General features: G+C 65.0%; 12 protein-coding genes. 8 read left to right on the top strand and 4 right to left on the bottom strand.

The annotated features are described in order from the left end of the window. On the top strand, positions 1-255 hold a 255-nt coding region (locus tag AC1DX0_RS19675; protein WP_477356508.1), incomplete at its 5' end, for an SAF domain-containing protein. A gap of 4 nt (positions 256-259) precedes the next feature. Here the strand turns inward: AC1DX0_RS19675 and proC are convergent. The 3 genes from proC to AC1DX0_RS19660 are packed head-to-tail and all read right to left on the bottom strand — an operon-like array spanning position 260 to position 3449. After that, positions 260-1075, bottom strand: a complete 816-nt coding sequence (gene proC, locus AC1DX0_RS19670) for a pyrroline-5-carboxylate reductase (RefSeq protein WP_477224009.1) — start codon at positions 1073-1075, stop codon at positions 260-262. Positions 1076-1135: 60 nt separating this feature from the next. After that, positions 1136-2482: an O-antigen ligase family protein gene (locus AC1DX0_RS19665; RefSeq protein ID WP_477356506.1), complete on the bottom strand. Its 1347-nt coding sequence runs from the start codon at positions 2480-2482 to the stop codon at positions 1136-1138. Next, positions 2451-3449: a glycosyltransferase family 2 protein gene (locus tag AC1DX0_RS19660; RefSeq protein ID WP_477224007.1), complete on the bottom strand. Its 999-nt coding sequence runs from the start codon at positions 3447-3449 to the stop codon at positions 2451-2453. The genes AC1DX0_RS19665 and AC1DX0_RS19660 overlap by 32 nt, the downstream gene beginning before the upstream one ends. A 169-nt stretch (positions 3450-3618) precedes the next feature. On the opposite strand from AC1DX0_RS19660, the gene AC1DX0_RS19655 reads away from it, so the two are divergent. From AC1DX0_RS19655 to AC1DX0_RS19645, 3 genes are read left to right on the top strand one after another with little or no spacing between them, the layout of a single operon-like run. Beyond that, positions 3619-4791 carry a glycosyltransferase family 4 protein gene (locus AC1DX0_RS19655; RefSeq protein WP_477356504.1) on the top strand — a complete coding sequence of 391 codons (1173 nt, stop codon included), beginning with the start codon at positions 3619-3621 and terminating at the stop codon, positions 4789-4791. After that, on the top strand, positions 4788-5582 hold the full coding sequence (locus AC1DX0_RS19650) for a WecB/TagA/CpsF family glycosyltransferase (RefSeq protein WP_477224005.1): 795 nt from the start codon (positions 4788-4790) through the stop codon (positions 5580-5582). Before AC1DX0_RS19655 ends, AC1DX0_RS19650 begins: the two co-directional genes overlap by 4 nt. Continuing rightward, on the top strand, positions 5579-6502 hold the full coding sequence (locus tag AC1DX0_RS19645; RefSeq protein ID WP_477224004.1) for a DUF6492 family protein: 924 nt from the start codon (positions 5579-5581) through the stop codon (positions 6500-6502). The genes AC1DX0_RS19650 and AC1DX0_RS19645 overlap by 4 nt, the downstream gene beginning before the upstream one ends. A gap of 129 nt (positions 6503-6631) precedes the next feature. Here the strand turns inward: AC1DX0_RS19645 and AC1DX0_RS19640 are convergent, their stop codons facing one another. After that, complete coding sequence (locus AC1DX0_RS19640; RefSeq protein ID WP_477356502.1) at positions 6632-7927, bottom strand: lipopolysaccharide biosynthesis protein; 1296 nt, start codon at positions 7925-7927, stop codon at positions 6632-6634. 199 nt (positions 7928-8126) lie between these two features. On the opposite strand from AC1DX0_RS19640, the gene AC1DX0_RS19635 reads away from it, so the two are divergent. The 4 genes from AC1DX0_RS19635 to AC1DX0_RS19620 form a co-directional block, all read left to right on the top strand. After that, positions 8127-10706 carry a GumC family protein gene (locus AC1DX0_RS19635; protein WP_477356500.1) on the top strand — a complete coding sequence of 860 codons (2580 nt, stop codon included), beginning with the start codon at positions 8127-8129 and terminating at the stop codon, positions 10704-10706. 182 nt (positions 10707-10888) lie between these two features. After that, the gene (folD, locus tag AC1DX0_RS19630) at positions 10889-11788 is read left to right on the top strand and encodes a bifunctional methylenetetrahydrofolate dehydrogenase/methenyltetrahydrofolate cyclohydrolase FolD (protein WP_477224001.1); all 900 of its coding nucleotides are present in this window, start codon (positions 10889-10891) and stop codon (positions 11786-11788) included. Positions 11789-11816: 28 nt separating this feature from the next. Beyond that, positions 11817-12815: a GlxA family transcriptional regulator gene (locus tag AC1DX0_RS19625; protein ID WP_477356510.1), complete on the top strand. Its 999-nt coding sequence runs from the start codon at positions 11817-11819 to the stop codon at positions 12813-12815. 159 nt (positions 12816-12974) lie between these two features. Further along, the coding region (locus AC1DX0_RS19620; protein WP_477356498.1) for a vWA domain-containing protein at positions 12975-14358 on the top strand (1384 nt) is incomplete at its 3' end.

Genomic DNA, 14358 nt, shown 5'->3' with positions numbered 1-14358 from the left:
GTCGCCAAGCGGGACTTGGCTGCTGGCGAGACCTTCGATGCSATCGGCGAGACCTGCTACCGCTCMTGGACCATGACCGTCGRCGAMGCCCGCRCYMASCACGCCGTGCCGGTCGGCCTGCTCGARGGCGGCAAGGTGCTGAGGCCGGTCAGGAARGGCGARTTGCTGACCRCCGACAATGCCGCGCCCGACCAGACGACSAGGCTGTWCGCCTTGCGCMRGCTGCARGAYGAGATGCTGTACGGGGCGAACTGAGGTCTTACTTCCCCAGTTCGATCGACCGCAGCCGCGCGGCTTCCACTGCCTGCGTCACTAGATTGGTCAGCCGGTCCTCGCCCATCAGCACGCCAAGCGCCGCCGCCGTCGTGCCGTTCGGGCTGGTCACCTGCTGGCGCAGCACGCCCGGGTCTTCGTGGCTTTCGGCGGCGAGCGAGGCAGCGCCGTAGACGGTCTGCATGGCGAGCAGCCTGGCGGTTGCCGCCGGCAGGCCCGCTCTCTCCGCGGCCACGGTCAGCGCTTCGATGAAGTGGAAGATATAGGCCGGCCCCGATCCCGACACGGCGGTCACGGCATCCATCAGGCCTTCGTCGTCGATCGTGGCCACTTCACCGCTGGCCGACAGCAGGTCGGCGACGAAACGCTTGGTATCATCGGACACGAGCGGGTTGGAAAACACCACCATCATGCCCTTGCCGATGGAGGCTGGCGTGTTGGGCATGCAGCGCACGATCGGCGCGCTGTTGCCAAGGATATGCTCGAAGGTCGCCACGGGCGTGCCGGCGGCGATGCTGACAAAGGTGGTGCGGCCGTCGCCGAAACGCTTGTAGGCGGCCGTCACCTCGCGGATCACCTGGGGCTTCACCGCGATGACGACGAGGTCAGGCACGGCGTCTGCCGGAATGTCGCCGGCATCAGCAGCCGTCGCACAGCCGAGTGCGGCGGCGCGCTGGCGCAGATCGGCATTGGGCTCGACCACGAAAACCGCCGATGGCGCGAGCTTGCCGGATTTCAGCCAGCCCGAGAGCATGGCGTAACCCATATTGCCGCAGCCGGCGAGAACAAGCCTGATCGTCATCGAAAGCCCTCCGAAGGAAGGCCCTGACATAGACGCTCGCGGTTCCCTGGGGAAGCCCCGTCAGGCCGGGTGCGAAGATCGAGAATCGCGATCGGGGCCGCGCACCGCGATCGGCCGCAGCGACACTTGCCTCAGGCCAAGCACGCCGAGCACGAAGAACAGCCAGACCGGGTCGCCGCGATGGAAGAAGAAGCTCTCGAGGAAAGCATTGAGCGCGGTGAACAGCACCACCATCATGAAGAAGTCGCCGAGAAAGATGTTTTCCCGGCGCAGCGGAATGCGCATGTAGTCGCGCAGCGGCGCGATGAGGAAGGTGTAGACCGCCACGCAAAGGGCAGGAATGCCCATCAGCACCGCGATGTCGAGATAGCCGTCATGGCCGTGCACGATGGTCCTGATATCCCAGGGCCGGTCGAAAGGCTGGTCCTGGYTGAGCAGCAGCGGCGTGCCCCAGAAGCTCTCATAGCCGTAGCCGGTCCATGGCTTCTTCGCTAGCATCGAGCCGGCGAACTCCCACAGCGTCGTGCGGCCGGTATAGGTCATGTCGGGGAAATAGATCGCCGCCAGATGTTTGACCGGCGGCAGGAAAACGATGCCCAGCGTACCGACCGCCGTGGCGATGATCGCCAGCGCAAACAGGATCGGCGTGCCGAGGCGCATGCCCATCAGGCTCGGCAGCACCACGATCAGGATCGAGAACGGCACCAGGCCGGCAGTGGTCTTGGAGCCGGTGTGCAGCATGAAGATCATCGCCGCACAGAAGATGCCTGCGCCCCACCAGCGTTGTCCGCGCCGGTAGAGATAGAGGCCGGCGAAGCTGAGGCAGGCCATGATCGGGCCGGCGATGTTCTTGTGGGTGAACACGCCGCGCCACAGGCCCGCATGCTCTGGCTCCTGGGAATCGGCCGTGTGCATCGCCTCGTGCGGAAAGACGATGAGGCCGAGATAGGAAAGCCCCATCACCACGACAGCGGTGAAGATGATGACTTTCGAGAAGGATTCGGCATCGCGCGGCAGCGCCAGGATCGTTGCCATCGTCAGGATGCCGATCATGGTGAAGGACGCGGCGCGCATCGCCGAGGGCGGATCGGTCGCCAGCACCACCGACAAGAAGAAGAAACCCAGCATCAGCACCCATGACGGGCTGAGCAGCGAGCGCACGATGCGCGGATCGGCGAAGGCCATCAGCGAGAAGATCGAAACGGCGCCGAGCGAGCCGAAGCCGAGCTGGTTGACGATGTCGCCGCCGTCGCCGGTGAGTTCGGCGCCGGCCGGCTGGAACGGGCGGAACGACACCATGATGACGGTGAACAGCAGTGCGGCGATCGCGGTCGCCACGCCGTCGCGCGTGAACGCGTCGCTGAGCGGGGCGCGCTCAGTTTTTCTCGGGCTGGCGATACTGCTCATTGGCATATCCAAATTCGGCCATCACGCGGCCCAAGGCCACATGGACGGGGTAGATGGCGATCGCCGGCGATCCGGTCCGCGCCAGCCGGATCAGGCCGCGAAACGGCGAGGCGACAAGCAGCGCTAGGCTCTTCGCGAACACTCTGGCGCCGGCCAGCGGCGTGCCCGCGCGCTTCTTCTTCTCAACCAGTGTCGAGATCACGCCGTTGCGCAGGCTGCGGGCCCGGATCCAGTCGGCCTCGACACGCCGCGCCGGAACGGTTTCGCGCACTTGGCCCTCGGCGCACCAGCCGAGCACAAAGCCCCGTTGCGCCGACCGGCTGAGAAAGTCGGAGTCACCGCCGCCCATGAAATTGAATCTGAGATCGAGGAAGGGCGGCCCCATGGCGACCAGCACGTTGCGCCCGACCAGAAGATTGCCGGACGAATAGAGCGCCGGCACGCGTCCCGTCTCCCGGTAGGGCGGCGCAAAGACAGGATGCTCGGCCCATTTCGCATGGGCAGGGTCGGCGAACACCGGCACCTGCGGTCCGCCGACTATATCGGCGCCGAGCGTTTCTGCAGCCGCGCACATGCGTTCCAGCCAGTGCGGATCGGCGATCTCGTCATCGTCGATGACCAGCAAATGCCTGAAGTTGGGGAAATGCAGGATCGCTGTCTGCCAGCCGGCATTGTAGGCGCTGCAATTGCCGCGCTCATGCGCGATGATGACCATGCCCGGCATCTCGCCGCGCTCGAACAACGGCAGCGCCGCCTTGGCGCCTTCGCGCGCCTCGCCTTCGTTCTCCATGACGATGACGGCAAAGCGCCTGCCGGTCTGCTGCGCGTTGAGCGACGCCAGCGTGTCCAGCACCTGTTCGGGCCGCTTGAAGGTCGGCAAGGTGACGACCGCTTCGACAGCCTCCACGTCAAGCCGGGGAGACCGTCCAGCGATCGATACCGAACCATCCGATGGCAAAGGGATCATCCGTGTCCAGCCACATCTGAGTCGCGTTCTGGTAGCACCACGGTGATAAGGTTTCGTTAATCACCTTGCGCGGAGACGCCCGTCAGGCAGGCGCTTTCGGCCGTTGATTGTGCTCGCTTAATCATGGGTTCACCGCGCTTTGCTACCGGCTACACCACAGGATAGGTAGATGCATCTGTTGTTCGCCACATCGATCGTGCCCGACGGTGCCCTCGCCTCGGGCTACGAGATCGCCAACGCTGCGATCATCGCCGCCTTGCGGCGCGCCGGCGCGCGCGTCACGGTGATCGGCTTCACGTGGCCCGGGAAGGGCGCTGCCGACCCCGAAAACACCGTGGTGCTGGGTGCCATCGACGTCCGCACCGAAAGTGCATCCGCGCTGCAAAAACTCGCCTGGGTCGGCAAGGCGGTGCTTTCGGGCCTCACCTTCGCGTCGGTCAAGCTGCGCGCGGTGCCCGAGCACGATGTCCGGGCCGCCATCGAACAGGCCGGTCCCTTCGATGGCTATGTGCTGAATTCCGTGCAGTTCGCCGGTGCCTTCGAAAAGCTCTTCGAAGACAAGCCTTCGATCTTCGTCGCCCACAACGTCGAGCATCTCTCGGCGGAAGAGAACGCCGTTGCCGCCGGTGGCCTCTTCCAGCGCCTGCTGTTTCGCCGCGAGGCAAGGCTGCTCAAGGTCGTGGAAGAGCGTCTCTGCCGCCGCGCGCGCTTTGTCTTCACGCTGGCCGAGGAAGACCGCGCGGCACTCGGCGTCGCCGCCGACGGCCGCTCGGCGGTGCTGCCGCTGGTCACCGGTGCCAAGGCGCCAACCCGGAAAGGCCCACGCCGGATCGACTGCGACGCCGCTTTGATCGGCACCTGGACCTGGCAGCCGAACCGCATCGGCCTCGATTGGTTCCTGGGCAAGGTGGTGCCGCATCTGCGGCCCGATTTCCGCATCCGCATCGCGGGCCACATGCCCTCTGGCGTCACTTCGGCGCATCCGGGCGTCGAGTTTGTCGGCCGTGTCCCGGATGCCAGGGCATTCGTGCGCGGCGSSGCCGTCATCCCGCTGATCAGCACYGCCGGCAGCGGTGTGCAATTGAAGACCATAGAGACTTTCGAGCTTGGCTTGCCGTCTGTCGCCACCAGCCGCTCGCTGCGCGGTATCGACCATCGCCCGGACAATTGCGTCGTCACCGACGATCCGGCCAGTTTCGCCAAGGCGCTGGAGGCCGCGGCGGCCGACGTCCGGGACGTCGATGGCAGCGCATTCCATCGCCAGCAGGTGAAGGCGCTCGATGTCGCCATCCGGCTCGGTTTGGAAAAACTCGGGGGCGTCAGGCAGGAGGTGTTCGCATGAACATGCACACCGCCCGCATCACGTTCGGGCTAGACAGCTTGAAGGCGATCCTTGGCATTTCGGTGCTCTCCATTCGTTGGGACGATGCCATTGCCCTGCTGAACCGCCTGATCGCCGAACGGCGCTTCACAAAGGTCAGTTTCCTCAACGCCCACAACGCCAACATCGCCCATACCGATCCGGTCTTCGCCGAGGCGCTCGACGATTTCCTCATCCTGCCGGACGGCATCGGCGTCGATCTCGCCGCCAAGGTTCTCTATGGCGCGCCGTTYCCSGACAATCTCAACGGCACCGATTTCGTGCCGGCCTTCCTGCAGGCMTCGACGCGGCCGCTGACCGTCGGGCTGCTCGGCGCGACGCGTGTCAACGCCGAGGCGGCGTCGGTCAAGCTGGCCGCCCTTGCCGTGCAGCACAATTTCGTGGTCATTCATGACGGTTATTTCTCCGCCGAACAGGAGCCGGAGATCATCGGCCGGATCGCAGCGCTGCGGCCTGATATGCTGCTGGTCGCCATGGGCGTGCCGCGCCAGGAACTTTGGATCGCACGCCATATCGACGAACGCCACTGCACCATGCCGGTCGCGGTCGGCGCGCTGCTCGATTTCCTGAGCGGCTCGGTGCCGCGCGCGCCGCTATGGATGCGCCGCCTGCGCCTGGAATGGCTGTTCCGGCTGGCGGTCGAGCCGGGCCGGCTCTGGCGCCGTTACGTGGTCGGCAATCCTGTTTTCCTGTGGCGGGTCGTGAGGCAGAGATGGTCGCATGGCGCCGAAACGGACGGAGATCTCCGTTGAACGAGCGGTTCGTTCCAGAGGCCCTTGCCGGCCCGGGCCTGTTGCTGAAGACGCCGACTGCGGCGGTGGTGACGGCGAGCTACGCGCCGGATTTCGAGCGCTGCCGCCTGTTGTGCGAGACCCTCGACCGGCATGTCTCGGGTGCCGCGCACCACTACATCCTGGTCGAACATCGCGACGTCGCGCTCTTCCGTCAGCTGGAGACAAGCCGGCGCACGATCGTCGACGAACGTGACCTGTTGCCGCGCTGGCTGCATGCTTTCGACGATCCGCTCAGCCTGTTTCGCCGGCGTGTCTGGCTCAGCCTGAAGACGCAGCCGCTGCGCGGCTGGCACGTGCAGCAGCTGCGTCGCATTGCCATCGCCAACCATGCCAGGGAAGACGTTCTGGTCTTCTGCGATTCTGATGTCGCTTTCCTGAAGGCGTTCGACTGCGCCGCCTTCTGGCGCGACGGCAAGGCGCGGCTGTTCCGCCGCGACGGCGTGCTGGCGGATGACGGTCACGACGAGCATCGCATCTGGTCGCGCAATGCGGGTTCGGCACTCGGCATCGACCCGTCCCGGACGTCGGTCCACGATTACATTTCGACGCTGATCGCTTGGCGCCGCGACGCCGTGCTTGCCATGTGCGGCCAGATCGAGAAGGTGCATGGCCGCGACTGGGTCGAGGTCGTCGGCTCGGCGCGCAGATTCTCTGAATGCATGATCTATGGCCGCTATGTCGACGATGTGCTCGACGGCGCCGGCCACTTCCACGGTTCGGAAGAATTCTGCCGCGTCCACTGGACGGGCGAGGCGTTGTCGGACGATGAGTTCCGCCGCTTCGTTGCCGGCATGGCGCCGGAGCAGGTGGCGATCGGCATGCAATCCTTCATCGGCACCGATATCGGCCGCATCCGCCGCCTGATCGGGCTGGATTAGCCTGCGCAGGAATTTAGGTCAGGCCGAGTCGAAAACGGTGGCCTCCGAGAACCGGAGCGGAGCGTACTCTTCGTACGTGAGCACCGGAAGCGCAGGAAGCCGCCGTTTGCAGGCCGGCCTCACCTGAATTCAGATCGCTTTCGCTGGCTTGCGCATTGCCGAATAAGTCAGCAGCATCGAAGCGAGATAGAGCAGCAGGAAGACGATGTTGAGCGACAGCACCAGCTTTGACGTATCGGCGATGGTGGTCAGCACATAGGTCAGCAGCASCGCCTTTARYSCKGCSAGCAGGCCGAGRTTGAGCGCCCGCACCAGCGTCTGGCCGCGCGCGAASAGAAGCTCGGCCTGGTAYTCGACCAGATTGCGCARTCCCGGMACGCAGATCGCCAGCGCCACCAAGGGSGCGGCYTCKGMGACATTCTTGCCGAGTGCGTTGGGGAAGAAGTGCAGTACGATACCCAGTGCCAGCAGCGCCGCGGTCGAGACCGCGAACACGCCACCCTCGATGCCGCTCTTGACCGTCAGCCGCGACAACAGGTCTGGCGCGCGCATCATGCGTTGCACCAGCATCATCGAGAAGGTGCGGATCGGGATCGCCGTCAGGTCGACCAGCCGCATGATGATGGCATAGATACCGGCCAGATGCAGGCCGCCGATCGCCAGCACCAGCAGCTTGTCGAATTCCGATTGCAGGTAGAACAGGATTTCGGCGCCGGCCACGTAAAGGGAATCCGCCAGTCGCCTGAGATAAAGCTCGATGCGCAGCCGCAGTCTTTGGCGCGGATAGAACCAGCCGAAAGCCAGAACCAGCGAGGCGGCATTGGCGCCGATATAGAACCATGACCAGATCCAGATGCTGTGCTGGGCTGAGAGCATGAACAGCACCGCGCCCAGCGCCCGCAGCGCCGTGGCGGCGATCGCCAGGACGGCGGCACGGCCGAATTTGCCCAGCCCGTTGTTGACGATCAGCGCCACCTCCACCGGCCGCCACAACAGTGCTTCGGCAAAGACGATCGTGGAAAACACCGACAGCGGCACGGTGCCGGCGAAGAAGAGCAGGTAGACGCCGAACGAGGCCGCGGCCAAGAGCGGCAGCGAGGCGACACCGAGCAGCAGGAAGCCGGCGGTGAAGGTACCGATCAGATTGGGGCGAATGGTGGCGGTGCGATAGAGCGCCGAGATGAAACCGAAGGCCAGGATCCGCGACAGCATCACGCCGGCCGCCGAAGCGGTGGCGAACATGCCAAATTCGGAGATGGACAGCGTGTTGGCGAGCGCGATGAAATAGGCCAGCGAAAACACCAGTCGCCCGCCGGCGCCGCTGATCGCCGAAAAATAGTCGCGCACCAGCCCCCGTCGTTCGGCCACGAAAGTGCCGATCCGGGCGAAAGTCCGCCTTTGCGATATGCCGCGAGCCTCGGTCATGTCTGGGCAAGCCATAGGCAGCAAAGCTTAACGTGCCGTTTTGAGGCCCGGATGCGCCGAAATTCCCGCCCGTGAGGTTATGAAAAGCTTACCCGCCGGCCTGCCGAAATTAACCTTTTGTTTCCTATGCTTGTTTAGCGTGACTTAACGATTGGCCGACTGCCGCTGCCAAGCGGCCAAAGAGTGAAGCTCCAAGACAATGGTCGACAGGGAAAACCGTGAAGACTGGAGGCGTGAGCGTTCATTGCTGGCGCTCGGCCAGGCCATGCGCGGTGAGGATGACGCGTCCCTGGTCTCGATAGGGGACCGGGCAGATTCGGCCTGGCGCGAGGATGCCGCCACGCGCCATCGCCTTGCCCGTTCACGTCGTGAGGCGCGGGCGAACCCGACGCCATCCGCTGCCGCCGGAACAGAGCGGTTCCGGCCGGACGAGCAGCCGCAAGCGGCTACACAGGATGACGCCTGGCGCTCGCAGGACGACACCGGCACCAGCGATCTGCCGCCGGCCACGCCGTACGCACGGTCAGCCGCTGAAGAACCGTCCGGCGGTGCTCGGTCTCATGAGACCTCTGGACCCCGCTATGAGGGCGAAGCGAATGCGTCCTTTGGCGATCGCAGGGATGATCAGCAGTGGAAACCCCTGATCGATCCGATGCAGGTGRTSCGCGGCATTGCCAGGTCGAAGMTGCTGATCATCACGACCACCTTGATCGGTGCCGGGCTCGGCATCGCCATCGCGCTGTCGACGCCGAAAAAATATGAAGCCACCACCGAACTGATCGTCGATCCACGCGACCTCAAGCTCACAGACCGCGACCTCACCCAGAATGTGGTCGCCTCCGACGCCACGCTTGCCATCGTCGAAAACCAGGTCAGGGTGCTGACATCGGGCACCGTTCTCAACAAGGTTGTCGACAAGCTCAACCTGAGCAACGATCCGGAGTTCAATGGTCAGGGGGCCGGCGGCCTTGGCATCAGGTCTCTCATTCGCTCGATTCTTCCGCACCAGGATGGCCCGAGCGGCGCCGACGAGGTTCGCCGGCGCGCGCTTGCCGTCGGCAACCTGGCCGAAAGCCTCTCGGTCGAGCGCGGCGGCAAGACCTTCGTCATCACCGTCAGTGCGATCACGCAGAATGGCGAGAAATCGGCGCTCATCGCCAACACGATGACGGATGTGTTCCTGCAGACCTTCGGCCAGATCCAGTCCGATACCGCCGGCCGCGCGACCGACGAACTGACGGCAAGGCTCGATGAACTGCGCAAGGGCGTCGAGGTGKCCGAGCGCAAGGTCGAGGAGTTCAGGGCCTCGCATGATCTTGTCGATGCACAGGGCCATTTGATCAGCGACGACGAGATGCTGAAGCTCAACGAGCAGCTCTCGGTCGCCCGCGCCCGCACGCTGGAGCTCAATGCCAGGGCGGCATCGGCGCGCTCGATCGACGTCAATTCGGTTCTCTCCGGCACCTTGCCGGAAGAGATCAACTCCAACACGATGAGCGATCTGCGCTCGCAATATGCCACGCTCAAGCAGGAGGCGGACCGTGCCGCCATCAGGCTTGGCCCGCGCCATCCCGAACTCCAGGCGCTCAACGCACAGATCGCCGGCGCGCGCGACCGCATCGCCGGCGAATTGCGCCGCATCGCCTCCTCGCTTCAGGTCGATCTGAAACGCGCTGTCCAGCTCGAGCAGGATCTCTCCTCCCGCCTTGCCCAACTCAAGGTGCGCAGCGGCGACGTCAACAACGATCTGGTATCGATGCGCGAACTGGAGCGYGAGGCCWCYGCCAAGCGYTCCGTCTACGAACAATATCTKCTGCGCGCCAAGGAGACCGSCGAGCAGAAGGACATCRACACCGCCAATATGAACGTGATCTCCAAGGCTTTCGCACCGCTCGAGGCAAAGGGGCCGTCGCGAGCCTTGATGGCACTTGCCGGCCTGTTGCTCGGCTTTGCCTCTGGCGTCGGCCTCGGCGCTATGCGCGGCGCCTATGAGAGCCTGCGTGAGACCGCGAACTCGCGATCGCGCCGCGAGCGCAAAGCGCCTCTCGAGGAGCAGGCATTCCGGGCAGCACCGCCGCCCGCGCCACCAATGCCGGCAGCCCCGTTGCCCCCGGCGCCGCCACCTCCGCCACCTGCATCGCCGCCGCCAGCATCACCACCGCCCTTGGCACAGGCCGAAGCCGCTCCCGTCGAACGGCCCGGGCGTATCGCCGTTCTCATGGCGAAGCTGCGCAACGCCGTATCCAGCAAGCCGTCCACAGAGGCGGACGACGACAGCGAGTTCCCCGCTTTTGGCGGCAACACGCGGCCGGCGGATGCTGCCATGCCCTCCGGCGTCCCGAACCCGGATACCGCCTTCATGCCTCGGTCGTCGGACTATGCGCGGCCGCCTTTCCCGCCAGGCTTCGATGCCACCTATTCCCAGCCAATGGGGCCGCCGTCGCGGTCGCCCCTGATGCCGCCGCCCATCTATCCGGCTCCGCCGCCCTATCCCCCTGCACAGCAGGCGGGCTATCCGCAGATGCAGCCTTGGCAGCCACAGCCGCCGGCAGGCTCCCCCTATGCCCAGGGTATGGCGCCCTATGCCGGGCATGTGCCATATCAACAGCCCGCTCCGCCGCAACCATCGGCCTATCCAGCCCAGCCACCGGCCGAGCCTTCGCCGGTAGAGGAAAGCGCCGAACAGGCGCCGATCGAGGAAATTCGCGCCAGCCTGCGCGAATTCCGCGAGGCTGTTCGCGAACTCACCGAGAGCCGCACCCGCCGCCGCTATTTCTGAGCCACAAAATACGTTGCCGAGGCCGAACAAAACCATCCCGGTTTCGCGTAAACGGCATCGGACGGCGTTTTGGCGGGATTGCGTGATGGGATTTTCGTGACAATGCCGCGCTGCATGTTGCCGATGACGCTGCGTTGTGTTGTCGAAAGCGGCGATGGGCAAAACAGTGTTGAGGATGGTTCATGGCCGAAGTGATTGACGGAAAGAGCGTTGCCGAGGATGTGGTGCGGACGGTCAAGACCCTGACCGCCGAGCTGGTCGCCAAGGGCAAGGCCAAGCCCGGTCTCGCCGTCGTCATCGTCGGCGAGGATCCCGCGAGCCAGGTCTATGTCGCCTCCAAGTCGCGCACCGCCAAGGAATGCGGCTTTCATTCGCTCCAGCACACGCTGCCGGCCGAGACCTCCGAGGAGGCGCTGCTCAAGATCATCGGCGACCTCAATGCCGATCCGGCGATCAACGGCATCCTGGTGCAGCTGCCGCTGCCCGCCCATATCGACGCCGGCAAGGTCATCCAGACCATCGCGCCTCAGAAGGATGTCGACGGCTTCCATTTCATCAATGTCGGCAAGCTCGGCACCGGCGAACTCGACACCGCCTTTGTTCCCTGCACGCCCGCCGGCTCGATGCTTYTGATCGARCGCGTGCGCGGCAAGGACCTGTCCGGYCTCAAYGCAGTCGTCGTCGGTCGYTCCAACATCGTCGGCAAGCCGATGGCCAATCTGCTGCTTGCCGCCAACTGCACGGTCACCATCGCCCACAGCCGCACCAGGGATCTGCCGGCGCTTGCCCGCACGGCCGACATTCTTGTTGCCGCCGTCGGCCGGCCGGAGATGATCAAGGGCGATTGGGTGAAGCCCGGCGCCACCGTCATCGATGTCGGCATCAACCGCATTCCCGCGCCTGAGAAGGGCGAGGGCAAATCGCGCCTCGTCGGCGACGTCGCCTATGCCGAGGCGGCCAAGGAAGCCGGCGCCATCACGCCGGTGCCTGGCGGTGTCGGGCCGATGACCATTGCCATGCTGATGGCCAATACGTTAGCTTCCGCCTACCTTGCGGCCGGATTGAAGCGGCCCTCCTTCTGAGCCCGGGTTGACCCTGAAAGCGCCAGTTTTGCCGAACCCCACCATTTCCCCGGAACGGCCGGTCACGAGTGATCCCGTTCAAGGTGGCCGGCAGTTCGCCTTCCTGCTGGTCGACAAGTTTTCCATGTTCTCGCTGGCCGCCGCCATCGACACCTTCCGTTCGGCGAACCGTCTGCTCGGCCGCGATTTCTACGGCTGGACCACGGTGTCTGCCGATGGCGATCCGGTGATGGCGTCCAACGGTCTGCCGCTCAAGATCGACTATGCCGTCGCCGACTTGCCGCCGGTCGACATCCTCTTCGTCTCGGTCGGSCTGACGACGGAATTCCCCGGCAAGAGCAAGGTKCTGGCGGCSCTKCGCAGCTGGGGCCGGCGYGGCAACGCGCTCGGCGCACTGTCGGTCGGCTCCTACCTGCTGGCCGAGGCCGGCCAGCTCGACGGCTACCGCTGCACCATCCAYTGGGAAAACCGCGCCGGCTTCATGGAGCGCTTYCCYGACATCAACTGCACYGGCAAYGTCTTCGAGATCGACCGCAAGCGCTACACCTGCGCCGGCGGCACCACCTCGATCGACCTGATGCTGGAGATCGTGCGCGGCGATTTCGGCTCGAACCTCGCCAATGGCGTCGCCAACCAATTCCAGCACGAGCGTATCCGTTCGGCTGGCGACCGCCAGCGCGTCGGGCCGGAACGCGACCTGACCGGCAAGTCGGAGAAGCTGAGGCGCATCGTCGAACTGATGGCCGACCATCTCGACGAGCCGCTGTCGGCGGTRCARCTKGCSAARTCGGCSGGSCTKTCGGTGCGCCAGGTSGAGCGCCTGTTCYTGCGCCACCTCAMYGTCACKCCYGGCCGCTAYTAYATGCGGCTGCGGCTSGAGCGGGCGCGCGAATTGYTGCGCCAGACCAAYATGCCGATCCTCGACGTGGCGATCGCSACCGGCTTYACCTCGCAYTCCTATTTCGCCCAGAGCTACCGGCTGCAGTTYGGYCGGCCGCCTTCGGAAGAGCGSCGCACCACCTACTGAGCCGGACGCCGGTCTGGGCTCGGGACGCCCGCTGACCGGCACGAACGCTCTGTTCCCGCTCAGGGCGCCTGAACGAGATGGCTGCGCCCGGGCTTGTGTCCTGACGCGGCGTCAAATAGCTTCCCTGTGCGGACTAGGGGGCTAACTCAGGAGATTTCGATGGCGGTATTTGCGCGGGGCGTCGCTGCGGCGATCCTCCTGTTTTCCATGACGACGTTCGGCTTTGCCGCAAACAAGGTCATCATCATTCTCGACGCTTCCGGCTCGATGTGGGCGCAGATCGACGGCAAGCCCAAGCTCGAAATCGCCCGGGAGTCGCTGAGAACCGTGCTTCAATCGGTTCCCGCCGACGACGAGATCGGCTTCATGGCCTACGGCCATCGCGAAAAGGGCAGCTGCGATGACATCCAGCTGATCGTACCGCCCCAGGCGGGCTCGGCAAGCGCCATCACGGATGCCGCCGACAGTCTGAAATTCCTCGGCAAGACRCCGCTGACGGCTGCCGTCAAGCAGGCGGCCGAAGCGCTGAAATACACCGAGGACAAGGCGACCGTCGTCCTCATCACCGACGGGCTCGAGACCTGCCGCGGCGACCCCTGTGCGCTTGGCAAGGAACTCGAGGCGTCCGGCGTCGACTTCACCGCCGACGTCGTCGGCTTCGGCCTGACCGCCGATGAAGGCAAGCAGATCGCCTGCCTCGCCGAAAACACCGGCGGTAAGTACATCCAGGCCTCCGACGAGAAGGCGCTGCAGGAAGCGCTGGTCGAAACCGTCGCAGCGCCGGCACCAGCCCCGGCTCCCGCGCCAGCACCCGAACCGGCGCCTGCTCCCGCGCCCGCCCCGAAAGCGGCCGAGGTCGACTACAATCTCATCCCGCAAGCATTCTTGAAAGAGGGCGGCGAAGCGCCGAAGATCGACGTCTACTATGAAGTCTTCAAGGACGATGCAAAGGGCGTCGGCGGAGACAATGTCAACTACGGTTACAACGCCATCAAGTTCCACGTTCCCGCTGGCAACTACATCGTCGTTGCCACCAGCGGCGGCGCCAAGGCCGAGCAGAAGGTCTCGCTGACGGCGGACAAAGCGACTGAGGTGGCGCTCAATCTGAACGCCGCGGAGCTCTCCATCCACGCCCGCCCGGCGCCCGGCGCCGATGTCGACCGCAACGCGCAGATCAGCATCGCCTATCCCGGCGGCACGTCCGACAGCAATTATGGCGAGGTCAAGTTCGTCGTTCCGGCCGGCGAGACCAAGGTCACCGTGAAGTTGGGGGCCGGCGAGGTGAGCGAGACCATGCAGCTTGTCGCCGGCCAGGTTGTCGACAAGGACATGATTGTCGGCGTCGGCAAGGCCAAGGCCAACGCCTTCTACACCCAGGGCGGGGAGAAGGCTGAAACCGATGTGGGTTGGAAGGTGTACAAGGCGGCCAAGAAACTCGACGGCACGCGCGATCAGGTGACCTACGCCTACGGCCCCGACAGCCAGTTCGATCTGCCTCCGGGCGACTATGTGATGGGCGTCGATGTGCAGGCCGTGTCCACTG

The sequence above is a fragment of the Mesorhizobium sp. P3_A9 genome, assembly GCF_056402975.1.
This window is presented reverse-complemented; position numbering and strand designations above follow the sequence as displayed.